General features: G+C 37.3%; 21 protein-coding genes and 1 pseudogene. 13 read left to right on the top strand and 9 right to left on the bottom strand.

Annotated elements, in window-relative coordinates:
• Positions 1 to 142: 142 nt before the first annotated feature.
• From gerPC to N7Z68_RS09795, 4 genes are all read right to left on the bottom strand, one after another.
• Entirely contained in the window at positions 143 to 616 is a 474-nt protein-coding gene (gene gerPC / locus N7Z68_RS09810; protein WP_275118299.1) for a spore germination protein GerPC, read from the bottom strand.
• Positions 617 to 875: 259 nt separating this feature from the next.
• A complete protein-coding gene (locus tag N7Z68_RS09805) occupies positions 876 to 1,094 on the bottom strand; it encodes a hypothetical protein (RefSeq protein ID WP_275118298.1) in 219 nt (72 codons plus the stop codon).
• A gap of 24 nt (positions 1,095 to 1,118) precedes the next feature.
• Positions 1,119 to 1,340: a spore germination protein gene (locus tag N7Z68_RS09800; RefSeq protein ID WP_275118297.1), complete on the bottom strand. Its 222-nt coding sequence runs from the start codon at positions 1,338 to 1,340 to the stop codon at positions 1,119 to 1,121.
• 112 nt (positions 1,341 to 1,452) lie between these two features.
• Entirely contained in the window at positions 1,453 to 1,776 is a 324-nt protein-coding gene (locus N7Z68_RS09795; protein ID WP_275118296.1) for a hypothetical protein, read from the bottom strand.
• 298 nt (positions 1,777 to 2,074) lie between these two features.
• Between N7Z68_RS09795 and N7Z68_RS09790 the strand changes: the two genes are divergently transcribed.
• Positions 2,075 to 2,506 (top strand): hypothetical protein, encoded by a 432-nt coding sequence (locus N7Z68_RS09790; protein ID WP_275118295.1) that lies wholly within the window; start codon positions 2,075 to 2,077, stop codon positions 2,504 to 2,506.
• A gap of 284 nt (positions 2,507 to 2,790) precedes the next feature.
• Complete coding sequence (locus tag N7Z68_RS09785; protein ID WP_275118294.1) at positions 2,791 to 5,271, top strand: carboxypeptidase-like regulatory domain-containing protein; 2,481 nt, start codon at positions 2,791 to 2,793, stop codon at positions 5,269 to 5,271.
• Between the two features lie 342 nt (positions 5,272 to 5,613).
• Here the strand turns inward: N7Z68_RS09785 and N7Z68_RS09780 are convergent, their stop codons facing one another.
• Positions 5,614 to 5,838 (bottom strand): hypothetical protein, encoded by a 225-nt coding sequence (locus N7Z68_RS09780; protein WP_275118293.1) that lies wholly within the window; start codon positions 5,836 to 5,838, stop codon positions 5,614 to 5,616.
• Positions 5,839 to 6,248: 410 nt separating this feature from the next.
• On the opposite strand from N7Z68_RS09780, the gene cls reads away from it, so the two are divergent.
• The 5 genes from cls to N7Z68_RS09755 all read left to right on the top strand — a co-directional run bounded on the left by cls (position 6,249) and on the right by N7Z68_RS09755 (position 12,453).
• Complete coding sequence (cls, locus tag N7Z68_RS09775) at positions 6,249 to 7,697, top strand: cardiolipin synthase (protein WP_275118292.1); 1,449 nt, start codon at positions 6,249 to 6,251, stop codon at positions 7,695 to 7,697.
• A gap of 154 nt (positions 7,698 to 7,851) precedes the next feature.
• On the top strand, positions 7,852 to 8,550 hold the full coding sequence (locus N7Z68_RS09770; protein WP_275118291.1) for a class I SAM-dependent methyltransferase: 699 nt from the start codon (positions 7,852 to 7,854) through the stop codon (positions 8,548 to 8,550).
• A gap of 304 nt (positions 8,551 to 8,854) precedes the next feature.
• On the top strand, positions 8,855 to 9,115 hold the full coding sequence (locus N7Z68_RS09765) for an SHOCT domain-containing protein (RefSeq protein WP_275118290.1): 261 nt from the start codon (positions 8,855 to 8,857) through the stop codon (positions 9,113 to 9,115).
• A 152-nt stretch (positions 9,116 to 9,267) separates the two neighbouring features.
• A complete protein-coding gene (locus tag N7Z68_RS09760; RefSeq protein ID WP_275118289.1) occupies positions 9,268 to 9,903 on the top strand; it encodes a nitrite reductase in 636 nt (211 codons plus the stop codon).
• 87 nt (positions 9,904 to 9,990) lie between these two features.
• A complete protein-coding gene (locus N7Z68_RS09755) occupies positions 9,991 to 12,453 on the top strand; it encodes a heavy metal translocating P-type ATPase (RefSeq protein ID WP_275118288.1) in 2,463 nt (820 codons plus the stop codon).
• A 130-nt stretch (positions 12,454 to 12,583) separates the two neighbouring features.
• Here N7Z68_RS09755 and N7Z68_RS09750 read toward each other — a convergent pair whose 3' ends face one another.
• The gene (locus N7Z68_RS09750) at positions 12,584 to 13,261 is read right to left on the bottom strand and encodes a response regulator transcription factor (protein WP_275118287.1); all 678 of its coding nucleotides are present in this window, start codon (positions 13,259 to 13,261) and stop codon (positions 12,584 to 12,586) included.
• Positions 13,239 to 14,630: a sensor histidine kinase gene (locus tag N7Z68_RS09745; protein ID WP_275118286.1), complete on the bottom strand. Its 1,392-nt coding sequence runs from the start codon at positions 14,628 to 14,630 to the stop codon at positions 13,239 to 13,241. Before N7Z68_RS09745 ends, N7Z68_RS09750 begins: the two co-directional genes overlap by 23 nt.
• 248 nt (positions 14,631 to 14,878) lie before the next feature.
• On the opposite strand from N7Z68_RS09745, the gene N7Z68_RS09740 reads away from it, so the two are divergent.
• The 3 genes from N7Z68_RS09740 (at position 14,879) to N7Z68_RS09730 (ending at position 17,506) form a co-directional block, all read left to right on the top strand.
• Positions 14,879 to 15,166 carry a hypothetical protein gene (locus N7Z68_RS09740; RefSeq protein ID WP_275118285.1) on the top strand — a complete coding sequence of 96 codons (288 nt, stop codon included), beginning with the start codon at positions 14,879 to 14,881 and terminating at the stop codon, positions 15,164 to 15,166.
• Positions 15,167 to 15,383: 217 nt separating this feature from the next.
• Positions 15,384 to 15,983: a hypothetical protein gene (locus tag N7Z68_RS09735; RefSeq protein WP_275118284.1), complete on the top strand. Its 600-nt coding sequence runs from the start codon at positions 15,384 to 15,386 to the stop codon at positions 15,981 to 15,983.
• Positions 15,984 to 16,180: 197 nt separating this feature from the next.
• The gene (locus tag N7Z68_RS09730) at positions 16,181 to 17,506 is read left to right on the top strand and encodes an MFS transporter (protein ID WP_275118283.1); all 1,326 of its coding nucleotides are present in this window, start codon (positions 16,181 to 16,183) and stop codon (positions 17,504 to 17,506) included.
• Positions 17,507 to 17,608: 102 nt separating this feature from the next.
• Here the strand turns inward: N7Z68_RS09730 and N7Z68_RS09725 are convergent, their stop codons facing one another.
• Together N7Z68_RS09725 and N7Z68_RS09720 are read right to left on the bottom strand one after the other, a co-directional pair.
• Positions 17,609 to 18,442: a cytochrome c oxidase assembly protein gene (locus N7Z68_RS09725; RefSeq protein WP_275118282.1), complete on the bottom strand. Its 834-nt coding sequence runs from the start codon at positions 18,440 to 18,442 to the stop codon at positions 17,609 to 17,611.
• A complete protein-coding gene (locus N7Z68_RS09720) occupies positions 18,429 to 18,947 on the bottom strand; it encodes a DUF2243 domain-containing protein (protein WP_275118281.1) in 519 nt (172 codons plus the stop codon). Before N7Z68_RS09720 ends, N7Z68_RS09725 begins: the two co-directional genes overlap by 14 nt.
• Before the next feature lie 296 nt (positions 18,948 to 19,243).
• Between N7Z68_RS09720 and gvpA the strand changes: the two genes are divergently transcribed.
• The 3 genes and pseudogenes from gvpA to N7Z68_RS09705 all read left to right on the top strand — a co-directional run.
• Positions 19,244 to 19,462, top strand: a complete 219-nt coding sequence (gene gvpA / locus N7Z68_RS09715) for a gas vesicle structural protein GvpA (protein WP_275118280.1) — start codon at positions 19,244 to 19,246, stop codon at positions 19,460 to 19,462.
• A 60-nt stretch (positions 19,463 to 19,522) separates the two neighbouring features.
• Complete coding sequence (gvpO, locus tag N7Z68_RS09710) at positions 19,523 to 19,786, top strand: gas vesicle protein GvpO (RefSeq protein ID WP_275118279.1); 264 nt, start codon at positions 19,523 to 19,525, stop codon at positions 19,784 to 19,786.
• Positions 19,779 to 20,354 (top strand): annotated as a pseudogene (locus N7Z68_RS09705) (AAA family ATPase); the annotation flags it as partial. The gene gvpO and the pseudogene N7Z68_RS09705, both read left to right, overlap by 8 nt.
• Positions 20,355 to 20,374 lie beyond the last annotated feature (20 nt).

The raw sequence follows: 20,374 nt of genomic DNA, 5'->3' as shown, positions 1-20,374 counted from the left end.
ACTACAAGTTAAAAACACCAAAACGCTAAGACATCTAAATGATGCTCTTAGCGTTTTACTTATAATTTCCTTAAACAATACCACCAAAGGAAGCATAAGTATGTAAATCTAAAGGAATTAACATTAGCTTTTACATTAAAAATTATTGCGGTGGCTGATTGGGAGGTTTCGGTTGGATTTCAAAGTTATCCAATTTTTCTAGCTCTTCCATTTCCATTTCGTTTTCTTCGACATCATTTACATTGATGCCCTCAAAATCCTTCAATAATTTCTTTAAGTTTTCCGGATCCGTTAGTGCTGTTATTCCAATATTCAATGTCCCCGATAAATCTTCAACAGCTAATTCTTGAATTTTATAATTGATATTTTCGATGTTAATCGGTTGGAGGTCTTCTATCTTTTCCTTTAGCTCGTCGTTTTCTTCCTCAACCTTTTCTACTTTTTCTTTCAGTTCTTCAAGTATTTGATAAAAGTTAGGCAGCTGGGGCTTCACTTGAAGCTTAGGTTTCACTTCGTTTTGATCGTTATTTTCTTCTTCATTATGATGGATTTCATCACTCATATGATACATTTCGTTCATTCCCGACCAGTCATTCATCCCGGTTGATTGAACCATTGGATACGCCCTATTATTCATCTGAGTTAGGTTGTAGTTTCGGTAGTAGGATTGTTGCTGCGCCCACAACTGTTTCGGACAATAATAAGAGGCGTATGGCGAATAGTTCCGATAGCAATAATATGGCCGTTGATAATAATAGTAAATAAATATCACCCCTTTAAAAAAACTCCTTACCTAAGAGTATGTTCAAGGGGTGATAAATTTGCCAAACAATTTTCGATTCAGTTTTCGTATCGTTTGTGTTCATAAGACCCATTTAGCCTGGAGGTATGTTGATCGGGGGGAGACCAACAATTTCAATTGGATTATTTTCCTCTTCTTCCTCTTCTTCGTTGTTGGGTTCAACTTCTTCATAATACGGCTTTGGTAATTTGAAGGTACTGGCTCGGTTATCTGAAAAGATTTGTTTGCCTATATTAAGTGACCCAATGGTACTCATCGAATTAATTCGGATGTTTCTTATATTAATTTGCATGTTTTCAGTCCTTTCTTGACAAGATTAGATTTGTGCCTGAGGTTGATCTTTTACGTCTGGATCATTCGTTATGTTGGCATTATTAAATTGAAGAGGACTGAAGTTCGCATCACCCGCCTGATAGTATCCAACAAACATTTTGATGTTTGCTTGGTGGCCTTTATGAACTGTATTTCCGAAGTTAATCGATGCATTGCTAGAGGCCTTATTAATTCGAATACCCACGATATTATTTACATGTGGCACACTGAAGCCCTCCTGAATTTTGTCTTTACTCTAATCGTATGCCCAAAATTAGGTGAATGTCACAGTGTACAAGTGTAAAGTCGAAGAATTGTAGCAGACCAACCAATTTTTACTACTCGCCTCGCAGCGCTTTGTAATAGCCTTCATAATTAAGAGGTTCATTTTTTTCTAATACTAATTCGATATACTCCCGTAACCGCCTGTTTTGTTGAAACATTTGTTCATTAGCGGCCGTTAAATATTCAATTTTTTTCTGGTATGAACTCGATGTATCAATTTCACCTGTGCCAGTCGGCAGAGTTTGTGTATGTTGTAATTGCTGAATCGCTAAGTTCGTTTTATCTAATTGTTCGATTAAAAATTCTTTATCTTTAATATATAGTTTTTCAAGTTGTTCAACACGCTTTTCTAGATTTGCCAAACATGTATCAGACATTAAAATAACCTCCATTGTACAGATGTCTTCTTCTTAATGATGTATGAAAAGGATAAGCCTATTATTCATTGAACCTAGTACATTACTAACGGTTTAAACTTCGTAAAAAGTGGAATAAAATCGCTAATCACCTAAGCTGAAACAATCTGTCCAAAGCACAATATACATCTTTTTTCTCCTTCTTCATTTTAGTAGGACAACAATCTATTTTGCTAGGATTTAGAGAGCTTTACCTACACATGGTTGTCCGTGTATACATATCTTATACAAGAGACGAGTAGGAGGAGGAGATTATAAGATGAGGAGGTACGGACCTTATACGAAAATTGGCAGCTTTAAGATTAATGAAGTGTCCAAAGGAGCCTCAATTAACTTTGGTCCAAGCATTCATAAAGGACTTCAAGCAAATTCAAAATTTCAAGCAGCTGAATATATTATTGGTGATGAAATTGTGTTCGATTTCTCTAAAGGGAACGGTGAGGAAAACGAAGAAGAAAACGACAATAACGAAGAGAATGAGGAATGCCCAAAATTTGAAATGAACAAATATGTGATTAATAAATGTGAAGAAGATGATGAGAATGAGGACAAAGAGGACAAAAAGAAGAACTGTAAAAGGAAAAAAACACCCAAAGAAAAATGTAAAGTGAAATGGAAAGAGTTTGAACCCGATATAGAACATCACTTAGATAAATTAAAGATCATATATAATCAGAAAAAGAAAAGATAATGTAGAGTTGCTTATGGGGGTCGGTACCCTTTTAGCAGCTCTTTTTTTATGTTCATCTTCAGATTCATTCTGCGAACAATGTCTAAACTTCAGTCGTTTTGTAGGATTTTTATTTTAACGTTCCTTTATATATAGATCCTTAGTAGCCTGCCAGTAATAATTAGAACCGTTACTCCTTCCTCATTTTTTCACTTTAAGAAAAATAACAAAAAAATTAAAAGGATAAAAATTCCTCATAGTGGAATTATTTACCTTGCGTTTTAGTCAAGTGGATAGGAGGATCTTTGCAGGTTTATTATTTTATTATCCTTGAAGGGAAGAGACGAAAAGTGAATAGTCCTAAACGTAAATTTTTCATTTTGTTGCTTGTAGCTATTTTTTTAAGCGTATCATTTGGAGGAAGCGGCTATGCGGAATCAAAATCCACACTAGTAAACAACTACATGTCCGCCATGGATATGAAACAGGATAACAAAGAGATTAACGGTAAGGTAAGAGAAGGCATTCATGCATCAAAAAATGCTAGGCTTCTAATTCAATCTAAAGATAAAAACTCAAATTGGAAGTATGTTACGACTGACGCAAATGGAAACTTTCAAACGAAACTAACGGATGGCAACTATACCATAAAAGCCATACAGGCGGAGGACCAAACTTGGTTTAATACCGAAGCGGCGTTCTCTGTTGAAGAAGGTTCATTAACATCAAACAATAAGGAAATTCAAATTTCTAATAAAAAGAAGGTTTCCTCCCCACAAACCAAATCTGTACTAAACGTTCAAGGTAAGTTGAGCGATGGGGAAAGAGGATTAAAAGGCGATCTCTTAATCTTTAACATGGATAGTGAGTATGAAGAATTTTATACCGTTTCAAGTAAAGGAAATGGAACTTTTGCAGCTTCCTTACCAGATGGAAACTACTTACTCTTCGGGGTTAGTATTGACAAAGGATACTACCAACATTATCTTCCTTTTACTGTAGAAGGTAAGGATACTTATATTTATGATGAAATCGTATCATCACTAGATATTCAACTACCTAAAAGCATATATAAGGGAAGTGTAAAGGATAGCACGAAACCAATCTCTCAAGCTTCCATTATTCTTGAACAAGTAGTAGATGAGTACCACTACGAATATGAATTTATTGAATATGTAATCACTGATAACAAAGGTAACTTTCACCTTAGAAAGTTAGAAGATGGTCTTTACACGCTTAGTATATATCACCAAACTTACTCAGCATGGGAATTTTTACAATTTGAAGTTGTGAACGGGAACATAGTCATTGAAGGAAATACAGTTCCTTCACTTGAAATTACAATACCTGATCTAAGCTTAAAAGGAACCCTCTCAGATGGTAAAAAACCAGTAACGAATGCTTATGTAACATTTGCTGAATATGATGGGGAAGAGTTTACAGAATGGTATGGTGCTCCTGTCAATAAAAATGGGCAATTTGAATACCGCTTAAACGATGGCTTCTACCAAGTGATTTCAGTAGACGAAGCAACACGAAATACTTATCTGTCTATTCCTTTTGAAATCCGTAATGGGAAACTCATCCAAGATGGAAAAGGAAAGTCATCACTCAATATTAACCTGCCACCTGTTACTTTTACAGGAAAGCTAATTGAAAACGGCAAAACACTCGATGGACATGTGTATGTGGAACGAAAATTAGAAGAGAATGATGATCATTACGAGTCATTCTTTGCTTCTACGGACACCAAAGGTCTGTTTTCTCTACGTTTAACAGATGGTTTCTACTCGATCAGTGGCGGCTATATTTATGAAGAGAATGGAGATTTTGCCGTTTATGCACCTTTTGAAATCAGAGACGGCAAATTATATGTGGATGGAAAAGAACAATCGTTGTATGAGCTAAATGTTCCGCCAATCAGTTTACATGGAGTGGTCCTCGATGGCGGTGTACCTGTAAACTACGGGGATTTAGTCATTGCTACAGTGGATCGTGGTCAACATTATTGGAAATGGCTAGAAGCAGATGGCACGTTTTCGATGCGCTTGGCTGACGGAAACTATTTAGTTGAATCTGTTTACCTAAATGATGACACAAGTGCACAACTAAATGTACCGTTTACCATCCGTGACGGAAAGCTCTATCAAAACAATAACTTACAGGAAAAACTGGTAGTCAATGTTCCACCTATTACGTTAACAGGCCTGCTTTTGGATGAAGGTGAGCCAGTTTCAGGCGGAGTGGAGGTCATGTCGATCGGGGATGCTGATGAAGTAAACTTTTTCTGGAGTTGGGCAGAAGACGGTGCATTTAAGTTCCGTTTACCTGATGGCGAATATGAAGCCGTATTTGTTTATATATCAGATGGAACAACGGATTGGCCCGCAATCCAGTTTAGTATTGTAAATGGACAATTATACATTGATAGTGAAAGAGCGGATCAGCTTGAGATTACAGTTGCACCAGTGACATTGAGGGGTACCGTTTTTTCAGGGGATAAAATTGTAAAAGATGGGTATGTAGCTGTCCTGTCGGTAAATGATCTAGGTGAACAGATAAATTGGTATGACAGTTGGGTTTATGAAAATGGTACCTACAAGTTCCGTCTTCCTGATGGCGATTATCAATTATACTACGTTGATACTTTCGGGGATATCATTTACTTTAACAAGCCTTTTACTATTTTAGAAGGGCAATTACATGTCGATGGAGTACCAATGGATGTTCTTGATATTCAATTGTTAGACGGGATTTCAGAAAGCGAGCAAAAAGATGCAGCTTAATTAAAATAAGACAGGGTATGTACAAGCTGTAGTGTACATACCCTGTTTTATTCCTATATGGATAATTCAACGTAGATTTCATCGATTTCGTGCCGAGTGAACCACTTTTTGCAGTAATCTATTATTAGTTAACCGTATTTTTATAGTTTGTTAGGTTAATCTAGTATTTTATGTCTGCTTTCACCAGTTTATTGTCCGAAATTCTCTGTTTATTGTCCGATTTTCAATTTTATTGTCCAGTTTGAAAATTTATTGTCCGATTCCATCAATTTATTGGCCAAACTGTGTCAACGACAAGACTTGGACTAGACTTTACAATACTGCTTGAATACATCCACCAACTTAAACTCTTACATCTAAAAAACTGCTTTCCTGACGAAGTGGCTGTAAGCCATAATTAGTAAATTCCACTTTCGCTGTATATGTCGCAGCTTGCTTGTCTGTTTTTCCAGGAGCACTTGGCTGGTTTTTCTGGTGACGACGTTGACGCTTATCAAATGCAGCTAATGTGTGCTTCGGTTTTCTTATTAATGGTTGTCTTGGGGTGAACATCAGGTTTGATATCATCGTTTTTTCTCCTATCTACTGTGGATTTTTTTATGTAATTCATATGCCTATTTTTGAAATCTCTTTCCAGCATTCCAACTAGAAAAAAACTTGAAGAAACGCCGTTGTATTACATACCTATTCGAAGAGAAATGATGATTTAAGGGGGTAAAAGGAAAGATCGCTAATAATTGAGAATATAGTAGTAGCATGGATTTTAATTGGAAGGGATATGTAGTAAAAACGTTTAATGGTAAGCTATAACTATTTACCTAATGGAGAAGCAATAATTAAAAAAATTGCTAACTAAGCGACAGTGAGGACGGGGAATACACATTGTTCAAATACCACATTACTCATAAGAGAGAACTTTCCGTGTAAACATGGTAGAATGGAAAGGAAGAAATTTATGGTAAGGCAGGAAATCACACATGGGAATTTATTCGATATTAGTCGCTGTCATGTTTATCATCAATATGCTCTTTGCGGGTGTCATTATCTTCATTGAGCGGAAGGATGCCAGTTCGACGTGGGCTTGGATTTTAATTTTATTTTTTATTCCTTTTCTCGGATTTATTATTTATCTGTTTCTCGGGCAAAATCTAACACGAAAACGATTGTTTGATACAGACGGAACAAAGAAGATCGGTATAGATCGTGTGATTGCAGAACAAATCAGTCAAATTAAACATTCGGAGTTTCCATTTGATAACGAAACGACAGAGGAATATAAAGATTTAATTTATATGCACTTAAATAATAATGACTCAATGTTAACAAAAGGAAATGACATTCAAATTCTTGTTGATGGACGTAAGAAGTTTGATACGTTATTAGAAGATATTCAGCAAGCAAAGGACTTTATCCATATTCAATACTATATTATTAAAAATGATGGTCTAGGAAAACAAGTCATTCAAGCACTCGTGGAAAAAGCAAAAGAAGGGGTAAAAGTTAGAGTGCTATATGATGAACTCGGCTCTCGTAAATTAAAACGGAAACATTTTTCTGATTTAATAGCAGTCGGGGGAGAGATCGGTGTCTTTTTCCCATCAAAGCTCGCACCCATTAACTTACGTCTTAACTATAGAAACCACCGGAAATTAGTAAACATCGATGGGTATGTCGGTTATATTGGCGGTTTTAATGTAGGAGATGAGTATTTAGGGTTAAACGAAAGGTTTGGATATTGGAGAGACACCCATTTACGAATAACTGGACCGGCTGTTGACTCCATTCAAAAAAGATTTATTTTAGACTGGAACCAAGCATCTAAGCAATATTTTATCAATTATGATCCTCATTATTTTCCGAAGAAAATCGGTACCGGAAGAGCGGCGATGCAAATCGTCTCCAGCGGACCAGATTCTGAATGGGAACAAGTAAAAAACGGCTATATTTATATGATTATGTCCGCCAAACATTCAATCTATATTCAGACGCCTTATTTTATCCCTGATCCAAGCCTTCTTGATGCCTTGCGAATTGCTGTTTTATCAGGGAAAGATGTCCGCATTATGATCCCAGACCGTCCCGATCATCCGTTTGTGTATTGGGCCACATACTCCCATGTGGGTGAGCTTTTAAAAACCGGTGCGAAAGTATATATTTATAGAAAAGGTTTTATCCATGCAAAAATGTTAGTGGTTGACCGTAAAATTAATTCCGTCGGTACGGCAAACATTGACATGAGAAGTTTTAAGTTAAACTTTGAAGTGAATGCTTTCATCTATGATAAGGAGACATCGGAACAATTAGCCGAGCAGTTCGAAAAAGATATGGAATTGAGTACCGAGTTAACGCAGCAACTCTATGATCAGCGTTCGAAAGTGATCCGCTTTAAAGAGTCGATTTCCAGATTGTTATCACCTATTTTATAGTTACGGATCATACAAAATAACAAATAATGTATGGCGCTTTCTCTTAAAGAGAAGGCGCCTTTTTCAATATGAAAAAATCCCGTTGTTCAGTACAGGAACTTATGCAACCTCCCATTCATATTAGTAAGCAAATATAGTAAAAGGAGTTATCGAAATGTACATGGATGCACTGGCGAAATTAGGGGTGGGAGGTGCCCATCCAGGCGGCTTGTCCTTAACCAAAAACTTGATACAAAAGGAAAAAATCCTTACCCATTCTCGTGTTTTAGATATTGGTTGTGGCACAGGACAAACATCGGCCTACTTTTACAAACAATTTCGATGTCACGTTACAGCATGCGACATTCACCATTTAATGGTGGAAAAAGCCAATGAGCGCTTTAAACAATTAGAACTGCCTATTCAAGCAATTATTGCTAACGCAGAATCTTTACCATTTCCAGATCAGTACTTTGATTTTATAATCTCTGAATCCGTTACTGCTTTTACCGACATTGAGCAATCACTGAAAGAATTTCGTCGCGTCTTGAAAAAAGGTGGAAAACTGCTTGCGATTGAGATGACACATGATGGTACATTATCGACTAAAGATTTAAAGAAAGTAAAAGAATTTTATCAATTAAAGAAGGTCATGACAAAGGAAGATTGGGAGAAAGCACTGAAAGATGTTCAATTCTCAGCCATACAAATTGATCGCTTTAAAATGGACGAAAGCAATGCAAAAAATACGACCGACTTTCAACCTTCACCTTTGATTGATGAAGAAGTACATCATATTTTTTTAGAACATGAAAAATTAATGATCTTCCACCAATCCAGTATCTTTCCTAGCATTATTAAAGCTGAGAAGTAAGGGTATCCTTATTCAAGCTTTCCAGAATGGATCGTGAATTGCACCGTTTTGTTAGTAATGAAAGTCTCTGCAGGTCTAAGGTTGTACTAAAAATATAACAAGAATAATAGATCCGACAAATGTTTACCGGGTCTATTTTTTATTTTTTTCAAGCTTTATGTACCTAATTACCAGTGGATTTAAGTCATATGGGTTTATAGTTTTTGTGACTAATTTATGGATAAATTTTCTCTCCATACTTTCTCGATACTTTTTTGCTAAATTTAGTAAAGAAAAAAATAACTGAAGTCAGGGGAGCTTGAAAATGATGAATTATGGAGAACATTTCAATTGGATGATGAGTGGAATAGGTACAACATCTATGATTATGATGATGTTATTTCACATTGCTGTTTTAGTCGGGGGTATCTACTTCATTATTTATTTAGTCAGAACCTTTTCAAAAGATAAAGCGAACGAGAATGTAGTAAGTGGGGTATCTATTCTAAATGAACGTTTTGCCAAAGGTGAGATAACCGAAGATGAGTACAAACGAATGAAAAGGACATTAGAAACTGACGTTTAAGTTTAAATATTACCCCACCCACGTATCAAAAAACTTCAAAGTTACTTCACCTGTAACAAACAGGTATTTTAGTTTTTATTGACATACCATACTGGGGTATAGTAAATTTGAAGCAACTCGAACAACTATAACCAATCAGGGTGGGGAATAATATGGTAGATAAAGAAAAAATGATAAAGCTTGCCGTCAATGCTGGGGTCTCTTTTGGGGCCAAATTGAATGCGAAACAATTGCTAGTGATCGCTGAATATATGGATGATCATTCTGAAATCGAACTAACTACATTTCAACAACTATACATTGAAGTGCCAGAAAGCCAAAAACCCACAATTGAAGAGAAATTTAGTGAGGTAGGCTTAGTTTGTTATCCTGTTGGAAATTTCGTGAAAAGTTTACGAACGTGTAATTTTTGTAAAGGTGCTGAAGAAGAAGGCATGCCTGTTGCAATTGAATTAAACAAACGAATCGCAGGGAAGCCCGTTCCATTTACTTTGCGTCCTGCTTATACAGGCTGTGAGGTTGGCTGTGGTGAACCGCTGATCAATGATATTGGTGTAATGAAAGTTGGCAAGAACGAATACGACCTCTATATTGGCGGGAAGACAAAAGGTGCTGATGCCGAAGCTGGAAAATTATTTGAAATGGAACTAGTACCTGAACAGCTTTATAAAGTTGTTGATCAATTATTAGACATTTATGCTAAACACGGCAAAAAGCGAGAACCTTTTTATAAATTTGTTCATCGTTATGGTTTTGATCATTTACGAAACGAAGTATTCCAACAGTAATTTTTATCACTACTCAAATGCTTTTTATAAATACCCCTAAAGAGGTATCTAAAGTTATAAAAGCAACATGTAAAGGAGGGAATTTTAATGGGCAAAATGCTTTTTACTATAAAAGGAATGACGTGCGCGTCTTGCGTAAATCGTGTAGAAAAAGTCATAGCTAAGGTAGACGGAGTCGAAGCAGTCAATGTAAATCTAGCCTCTAACCAAGCTCAAGTGGATGCCAATGATCAAGTTACAGCCGAGCAAGTTCTTACAGCTATTGAGAAGCTTGGTTACGAAGCCAAAAGAATAGATGACGAAGAACAACAAAGAAAGTTACTGTTTTCCGTAAAAGGAATGACGTGTGCATCTTGTGTCAATCGAGTCGAAAAAATGATTTCTAAGGTCAGTGGAGTTACGAAGGTAAATGTAAATTTAGCTGCTCATCAAGCTCAAGTCGAAGGGGAAAAAGGAGTTCTTGAGGCGGACGCAATTATTCAAGCAATTGAAAAAATCGGCTACGAAGCAGCGTTACTTGATGAACGTAATGAAATGGATGAAAGAGATGATAATGAAGAAGAAACCAAGAAATTATTTAAGGACTTTACAGTTGCTGCGATTTTAACTACGATCGTTTTAATTGGAAGTATTCCTCACATGATGCACGGTTGGGGAACGTGGGTACCAGACTTTTTAGCAAGTCCAATTTTTCTACTTGTCTTAACAAGTTATATCCAATTAGTACCCGGTTGGCGATTTTACAAAAACAGTTACAAAGTGTTAAAGAATAAATCAGCAGACATGAACGTTCTAGTAGCCATGGGGACAACTGCTGCTTGGCTTTACAGTGGCGCGATGACTTTGTTTCCAGCCCAATTAACGGAAATGGGTTTTCCTTATCAACTCTATTATGATGTTACAACCGTAATCACTACGTTAATTCTACTTGGCCGGTACTTTGAAGCAAAGGCAAAAGGGAAAACATCGACCGCTATTAAAAAACTAATGAGCTTACAAGCTAAAACGGCTAGAGTTGTTCGTAATGGAAATGAACTTGAAATACCTGTAGAAGAAGTAAAGATTGGGGATCACGTGCTCGTAAGGCCTGGAGAGCGAATTCCAGTTGATGGAGTCGTGTTAAAAGGAAAGTCTGCGGTCGATGAATCCATGTTAACTGGAGAATCGATTCCAGTAGAGAAAACAGCAGGAGATCATGTGATTGGTGCAACCATTAATAAATCTGGAAGTTTTACCTTTCAAGCCACCAAAGTAGGGAGAGAAACGGCTTTAGCTCAAATCATTCGAATGGTAAATGAAGCTCAAGGATCAAAAGCACCGATCCAACGAGTTGTCGATTTAATTTCCGCTTATTTTGTACCAACTGTTGTCATCATTGCTCTTCTTTCATTTACCGTTTGGTATTTTGTTGGTCCAGATCCAAGTCTAATTTTCGCTCTAACAACCTTTATCGCCGTGCTTATTATTGCTTGTCCTTGTGCCTTAGGGTTAGCGACCCCAACAGCCATCATGGTTGGGACAGAAAAAGGAGCAGAAAACGGGATTTTAATCAAAGATGCTACGAGTTTAGAAAGAGCTCATAAAATTAACACGATTATCTTAGATAAAACCGGAACCATTACAGAAGGTAAACCGAAATTAACAGATTTAATTACAGTAGGCCATTTATCTGAGCAGGAATTATTGACTATAGCAGCATCCGTTGAAACAGCTTCTGAGCATCCATTAGGGGAAGCAATCGTTGAAGCAGCAAAACAACAGGGAATAAAGATAGATGAACCTGATTCGTTTGAAGCCATTGTCGGTCATGGACTGATCGCTTCGTTAAACAGTCAAGAAGTGTTAATCGGGAATATTAAGTTAATGCAGAAGTTTAACATTGAGCTCGAGTCTTATGAACAAACAGCAATTACTTTAGCTGATCAAGGAAAAACACCAATGTATGTTGCAGTAAACGGCCAATTTGCTGGGATCATTGCTGTCGCAGATACATTGAAAAAAGGAAGCCAACCTGCGATCACAGCGCTTAAAGGTATGGGTATTGAAGTTATCATGTTAACGGGTGATCATGAACGTACCGCAAGAGCGATAGCCAAAGAAGCAGGGATCGATCATTACATTGCTGAGGTACTTCCTGAACATAAAGCTGCAGAAGTTAAAAAGCTACAAGATCAAGGGAAAGTCGTCGCCATGGTTGGTGACGGGATTAATGATGCTCCAGCCCTAGCTCAAGCTGATGTTGGGATTGCAATAGGGACCGGAACCGATGTGGCGATGGAAACTGCAAATATTACCTTAATGCGCGGAGATATTTTAGGTGTTGTTACTGCATTACGCCTATCTAAAGAAACGATGAAAATGATTTGGCAAAACCTCGGTTGGGCGTTTGGCTATAACATCGTTCTCATTCCAGTTGCCGCTGGGTTATTATATCCTTTCTTCGGAATACTACTTAACCCTATGTTAGCCGGGGCTGCTATGGCATTTAGTTCCGTATCGGTCGTATTAAATACTTTACGACTAAGAAAGTTTAAATCAAGCACTGTGTAATAGGAAGATGGTAATTTACCTTGTTGAGATACGAGAATAATAGTAAAAAGGGTAATGTTCATATACGTGAACATTACCTTTTTCTTAACTCACTTAAATTCAAATACGACAATAAACACACCCTCAAGGATCATGAACTCCACTTATAACCAATTCCCCATACCGTTTTTAAATGATCATCAACAGGAAATCCTTGTTTACGTAATTTCTCTCTTAAGTTTCGAATATGCGAATCAATCGTTCGATCTTCTGTATCTACTTTAAGCCCCCAGAGGGTTGAAAGTAAATGCTCTCTAGAAAAGACTTTATTTTGGTACTTTAAAAATAATTCAAGAAGAGCAAATTCTTTCGGTGTCATCGGTATTTTGATGTTTTTATAGTGAACTTCGACGGTTGTAGGGTCAAGGGTTAAATCACGAAAAGATAATGTACCATCATTGGTGTCACTACTCGTTCGTCGTATCACTGCTTCCATTCTAGCAAGTAGTTCTTCTTCGTCAAACGGTTTGGAAACATAGTCATCTGCACCAGTCTTTAAACCTTTTACAATATCACCTTTATCATTTCGAGCCGTTAGCATAATGATTGGAACATGGGAAAACTCACGAATATGTTTTAACGTAGTCCAACCATCCATTTCAGGCATCATGATATCCAATAAAATAAGATCTACATTTTGTTCCTGCACTACCGAAATAGCTTCTTTTCCTGATGTTTTCTTAATGCACTTATACCCATAAGGGGTAATATATAATTCTAAGAGATCAAGCATCCTCTTTTCATCATCAATGAGTAAAACTGTCTTCATCAAAACTCTCCTTCAAACGAATAGTAAAACAAGTACCTGTACCTAATTGACTTTCTACAGAAATCGTACCATTATGGGCTTCGACTAATTCTTTTACAATGGACAAACCTAATCCAAATCCGCCTGTTAAACGAGACCGTGATTTATCAACTCGATATAATCTAGTAAAAATATAAGGTAAGTCTTCACTAGGAATTCCTTGGCCTTCGTCTTTAATTGAAATTAGAATATCATCGTTTTGTTTCTCCACGTTTATTTTCGTAACAGAATGTTCCGCTGAGTATTTAAGCGCATTATCTAATAAATTTAAGATAATTTGTTCAAATCGACGAGGATCGACTTCGACCGTCCAGTCACCTCGACAATATAATTCAAGTTGGTGACCTTGAGCTAAAAACACGTGACGAGCTTTATCATAGATCGTAGATACAAAATCGTTAACACGGACTGATTGTTTCTGAATAGTAAACATATTTTCATCCATTTTAGCTAGTTCAAACAATTCTTGTAAAAGCTGATGAACATGTTCTGATTCTTCATGAATGATGGTAAGGTAATGCATTCGTTCTTCTTCTGATAATGTTTTTCTTCTTCCGATGTCTGCATAACCTTTAATGTACGTTAGTGGTGTCCGAAGCTCATGAGAGATACTAGCTAAAAATTCATTTCGCTCTTTTTTTAAGTAACTTAAATCATTCGCTAGAGTCTGGATCGATTTCGATAATTCACCAATCTCATCATTGGACTTCACTGGGAGTGTTACTGAAAAATCACCGGTACTTAATTTCTTGGTTGCTTCTTTCATCGAAATAAGTGGTCGAGTTAATACCTTTAGTAGAAAAATAATAGTCACCAATAGAAAGAAGAGTATGAGTGCAACAGCTACTAAAAAATGATCATTCAATTTCCCGATAAAAGCTTGAATGAGATTATTGCTTTTTAACATGTATACATACCCTTGATTTCCTTGAGAATCATCAAATGGTGATACTGTTGCTATATATTTTTGATCTTTCCAATCCGCTTGCAATACTTGTCCATCTCTAGGCAGATTAAGGACTTCCTGTTGTAGGATAAATTGGATGCCTGTATCAATCTCATTAGAAGCTTCCACAACATCCCCCGATAAGTTAGTGATTACCACTTCGGTATCTGTTTGCGATTCCATCATCGCGATATGATGAAGCGTCTCATAATTAAACGACATTTCTAATACATCACGATGGCTATTTCCTCTTGCTTGTAATGAGTGAAGTTCTTCGTCTACGAGGGATTGAACGACCGTGTTATGTAGAAATAACATGGAAACGGACTCAATAATGAGAATACAAACAAAGAACCATAATCCTAATTTAATATAAAATTTCATATCTATATCACCTTTACCATTAGGTCAATGTACGTTGAATGTGGTCATCAAATGGACGATTTAACAATCACATTATTAAGACAACTCAGATTAAGTTTAACTTTAAAATGTCGAGAAAATATGCAGCAATCTAAAGAAGTGCAACTGATATGTAAAGTACTATAATAGTACTACTTAATCTGCACATTTTCTTCAAGTATTATTGTTAAACTGTAGATAAATATTTTATGTAATAAAGGTGATTTCAAATGAATGTTTGTAAAATAACGAACCGAGGCATCATTAACTTTTCAAAGAAAATCCGAGAACAACTCAACCTGATGAACGGAAAATTATACTCTGTTTATATTCATAATAATGATAAATCAATTATAATCGAGCCATCCAGAGATGAGACCACACATAATCAATGCGTTTTTCACCAAGGAAAAATTACGATCCCAAAAGAAATTCGAAACCTATTAAAAATAAATGCAAATGAACATTTCATCATTAAAGGAATAGGGGAAAAGGTATATTTACGAAGAGGTGATTAAGGCAACTTCTATTCACTTCGTTTAATTCCCCAAAAACATTCGGCGACAATCGACAAAATAAAAATAAAATTTGCTGCTCGAAACACGTGAGAAACTCCCACGTGTTTTTGCTTGCCTCTTTATACTGACTTTAATCAGAACATCTACTATTTCTTTTAAAACTCCCACTGCATGTACATCGATTTTCTGTCATATGTATAAGCAAGGAGGGGGTATTTTGAACCCATTTTACAGTTATATTTCAATCAGCCTATTAGTTGTAACTGTAGTTATAATCATCATCTCATTTCTACTAAAGGACAGACTACTCACGATGTATAAAATGGTTCTATCCATGACTTTTGCGATGAATATCGGGTTAACTGTTGGTGTCATGTTTGGTGTCCTCTATCAAGGAAACTTATTTCTTTCAACTGTGCTTTCAATTTTTATCGGAATCACGATAGGCGTATTATGTGGAATATGTTTCGGATTCGTTTCATCGATTGAAGGAGCAATGGCTGGTTTAATGGGGAGTATGATGGGAGCCATGCTCGGGGAAATGATCTCTGTACCTCAAGCTTCAACGATGTTAATGATCTTGTTAACTTTTTCGGTTTGTTCAATTCTATTATTCTTTGTATTGAGTCCAAACGAAAATCAGGGACGAAATTCGAATAAGATCTCGTTACTACTAACTCCAACTCTAGTAATGATTGCGCTAGGCAGTTATTTACTATTTGGCTTTGAATTAAGTAAAGATAATGCTCGTACAGAAAATCATTCAGAACAGCACCACGAAGGACATCATCATGACCATCTACAACGAAACCATTAAAATGGCTACCATGAAAAATTCAACTTTTCTTCAACCTCAACAGTTTACGAGAGGGAACTAAGACATTTCTGTTGCCCGAAAAAATTTAACAGTTTAAACTAAAACAAACTACTAAACTAGAAAAATTTGGAGGGCCAAATGAACAACAAGATCATGAAAGAGTTTAATGTACTAATGTATAAGGGAAGTACAAAGTGATGTCAGATAATAATAATGATCAAACGAATGCAAAACAACAACAGTCTCCTATTGTAGAACCCTACCTGCAATCGCCAGAAAAACGGCGACAATTATATAAAAGAACACTAATCATTATTGTAATCTCACAAATTTTTGGTGGAGCAGGACTTGCGGCGGGTATTACTGTTGGAGCACTTCTTGTGCAAGACATGCTCGGAACTGACAGCTATGCCGGAGTTCCCGTTGCATTGTTCACCCTAGGTTCCGCTGGTGCTGCACTGCTCGTAGGGCGATTTTCACAACGGTTTGGGCGCCGTTATGGGTTAGCATCAGGGTTTATCGTCGGTGGTATTGGGGCGATTGGTGTTTTAATTGCAGCAGTATTCGGCAATTTAATTCTCCTTTTTGCTTCATTATTTATCTACGGTGCAGGAACGGCTACTAATTTACAAGCTCGTTATGCTGGAACGGACTTAGCGACATCTAAGCAACGAGCAACTGCTGTAAGTATTGCTTTAGTTGCCACTACATTCGGTGCAGTTGCTGGACCGAACTTAGTTCATGTGATGGGGGAGTTTGCGATTTCCATCGGTATACCTCCATTAGCTGGTCCATTTATTTTAGCTGCTTCGGCTTACATCGTTGCCGGATTAGTCATTTTATTTTTCCTTCGTCCAGATCCACTAATAGTTGCAAAGGCGCTTGAGGAATCGGTAGAAAACGATGAAACTCAGGATCTCCCTGTAGTTGAAGAGGATCGTATACGTAAAAATCGCGGCGTCATTGTGGGAGCAACGATTATGGTCTTAACTCAAATTGTCATGGTGGCTATTATGACGATGACACCTGTTCATATGGGTCATCATGGTCATGGGTTGAGTGAAATTGGTTTAGTCATCAGCATTCATATCGGTGCGATGTATTTACCTTCGCTCGTTACAGGAATTCTTGTTGATAAGTTTGGTAGAATCACAATGGCCGTTGCCTCAGGTGCTACTTTACTTGCTGCAGGTGTTGTAGGGGCTTTGGCACCAGGTGACTCCTTGTTTGTCATGATTGTAGCTCTCGCATTACTTGGTCTTGGTTGGAATTTTGGTTTGATAAGTGGTACGGCACTCATTGTCGATTCCACGACCACGTCTAACCGTGCCAAAACACAAGGATCGGTCGATGTTTTGATCGCCTTATCCGGTGCCTCTGGCGGTGCCATGTCTGGTATGGTTGTGGCTCATACTAGCTTTACTTTTTTATCATTAGCAGGAGGAATCCTGTCACTCATTCTTATACCCGTCGTTATTTGGTCTCGTCATACGAAACGAGAAAATGCGAAAGCAAATACTTAATGTTCAAAAGAAGCCGGTTTCCTAGGTTAAGGAAATCGGCTTCTTTAATTAGATGTGTTACGAATAGACAGGCACTGTCCTAAATCATTAATTAATTGGCCCTCAAGAATGCTCCAGTGAATAGGAAGGTCGTCCGATCTCAGGCCGAGGCCGAGACGCTTTGTACCATTGATAACATAAAATAAAAATAATCAAGATATCCACTGCATCTCCGCCGTAATACATCAGCATTCCACCGAATTGTGCTTCTGCTGGAGCGATTCCGGCAGGAGGGTTCGCGTAAATAAACTTGGATAAAATACCGTGAGCTGCAAGTGCTAGAATTAACACGATCGACCGATACATAAAACTGGTTCGATGAGGAGTCGGATCTATGTAAATCATAGAAATCGTAAAAACATACCCCGCCAGAAAGACATGAAAATGGATCAAAACATGGAGCCAACTATATTCATGCATGGCAGTATATAAATGGGTAGTATATAAAATCCATAGCGCGCCCACATTGAGTAAAGAAGCGACGATCGGATCTGTGACAAAGCGGACATATCGACTCTTTAACAAACGAGAAACCCGTCTAGCTAAAGGAACAGGAAGCGTTCTTAAAATAAGCGTCATCGGTGCTGCAAGAACCATTAAAAGGGGAGCTAGCATCCCGAGCAGTAAATGTCCTACCATATGTACACTAAAATCCAGATGGGCCCGTTCCGCTAATGGCCCCGCTACAGCTACTATCGAACAAACTGCACCAGTAGCCCAAAGAGCGGTTCGATACACAGGCCAAGGTTTACCTCTACGACTAGAGACAAACACCCCCATTAAATACACGACTAATCCAATGATAAAAGGGAGCGCCAAGACCATTTGGGGCACAAGACCGATCGTATGGTGCAAATGAGTCGCGTCCGTATGATGAATATGATTATGATGGATCATTTGAAACTGTTCCTCCTACCGTTTCTTTTCGTCTTGTTTTAAAGGTGAGAATAACACCAACGATGATAAGAGCAACGGCAAAAAGGTTCCAAATGATATCATAAACAATGACATTTTCTACATAGCGTATTTGATGAATTCGCATGACCTTATGTTGAATAATTCCATCATATAACTGAAAAACACCGGCGCCAAGAAACACGCCACCCCACCATCTAGTCACCCATAATGCATTGCGTCGCCTGAGATCTGCAAACAAAAATAATCCAGCAATCGTCGCAAACCAACTAAACGCATGAAATAAACCATCGGAGATTAAACCAACACTTGTTGTTGATAAATCATAAAAATGATGCCAATGCAGTAGTTGATGAAATACGACTTCATCAAAAAACGCAATTAAGCCAAGCCCGAACAAAATTCCTGACCAAAGGTTGCGCCTAGAATAGAGGTGTCGATTGATTTGCTTTGATGCTTGATTAGAATTGACTGTGTCTTTTTCCATAACATCCTCCCATGCTGTGTAGTTCCTCATCATATAGGTAATCTTCACATCATCTACCTATTTTCTCCATGTTTTAAGAAAATAGTCAGGAGTTAATAACAACAATCCACGTGCAATCTCTTCATTATTTGTAATAACGAGGAGAGACGACCATACGTTCATACTTCACAAAACATAAGATAAAACAATAGGAAATGCTAGAAATATTAATTGTAACCAATTTTGATTGCGCCCATAAAATGTAACTAAAAGTATGAGCGGATTTTCCTTTAATACAAAAATAAAGGAGGGAGAACATGGCTACTGTTCAAAAGAGTGTAGACAGTTCGAGCTTAGCTGAAGTAATCGATCGAATACTCGATAAAGGCGTAGTTATCGATATATATGCAAGGGTTTCATTAGTCGGTATTGAATTACTTGCCATCGAAGCACGTGTCGTCATTGCTAGTGTAGATACATGGTTACGATATGCAGAAGCGGTCGGGTTATTGAAAGATGATGACCCCGAAGAGTAAACAATTACCAAATAACCAAGGCCTATGCCTTGGTTTGATATTTGGAAGGTAGGTGGGACGATGGAAATTATTAAAGTGTTGGAAGTGGTAAAATCTTTTTTTAATGAATATCTACTACCAGTCCACAAAATTACAGCCATAGAGGAAACAGAAAAAGGGTGGAAAGTTGCCGTTGAAATTATTGAAGAAAACGAATACATGAAATCTCATGCCAAAGACCAAATGATTGGTGTGTACCATGTTCAATTAAACAAACAATTGGAAATCACTACTTTTAAAAGACAAAGTATGAGACCGCGCAGCGCGATACCTACTGATGGTTAAGGGGGAAATGAAAATGAAACAAAAAGAGGATAAACGATCGAGCTCTATCATCCTTTCCCCTCATTTAGAAAGTATCGTCCATAGGGCAACAACCTATATTCAAGCAGGTTTTCCTGTACATTTGATTGGACCTACTGGTGTCGGAAAGACTGAACTAGCCTTTTATCTTTCCAACCAATTAAACCGACCTTATACGTATATTCAAGGAAATCAAGAACTAAGTAATTTAGACTTGATAGGAGGGGTCGTCGGATTTAAGAAAAGGAAAGTAATAGATAACTATATCCATACGGTTTATAAATCAGAAGAAGAAGAAAAAGAATTATGGGTGGATGGCCCATTACTATAAGCTATTAAAAAAGGGACGATTTTTATATATGATGAATTCAATCGCTCAAAGCCAGAGACAAATAACCTATTATTATCTGTACTTCAAGAACGATATTTACCTTTATACGGTAAAAAAACAAAGGAGAAATTAGTCGCTGTACATCCCAACTTTTCAGTCATATTTACTAGTAACCCAAAAGAATATACAGGAGTAAACCCAACCCAAGACGCACTTTTAGACCGAATGATTACATTTCA

The sequence above is a fragment of the Alkalihalobacterium chitinilyticum genome, assembly GCF_029028005.1.
In the GTDB taxonomy this organism is placed as follows: Bacteria; Bacillota; Bacilli; order Bacillales; family Bacillaceae_F; genus Alkalihalobacterium; species Alkalihalobacterium chitinilyticum.
The sequence above is the reverse complement of the archived record's forward strand: the minus strand, read 5'-3'. Positions and strand labels throughout refer to the sequence as shown.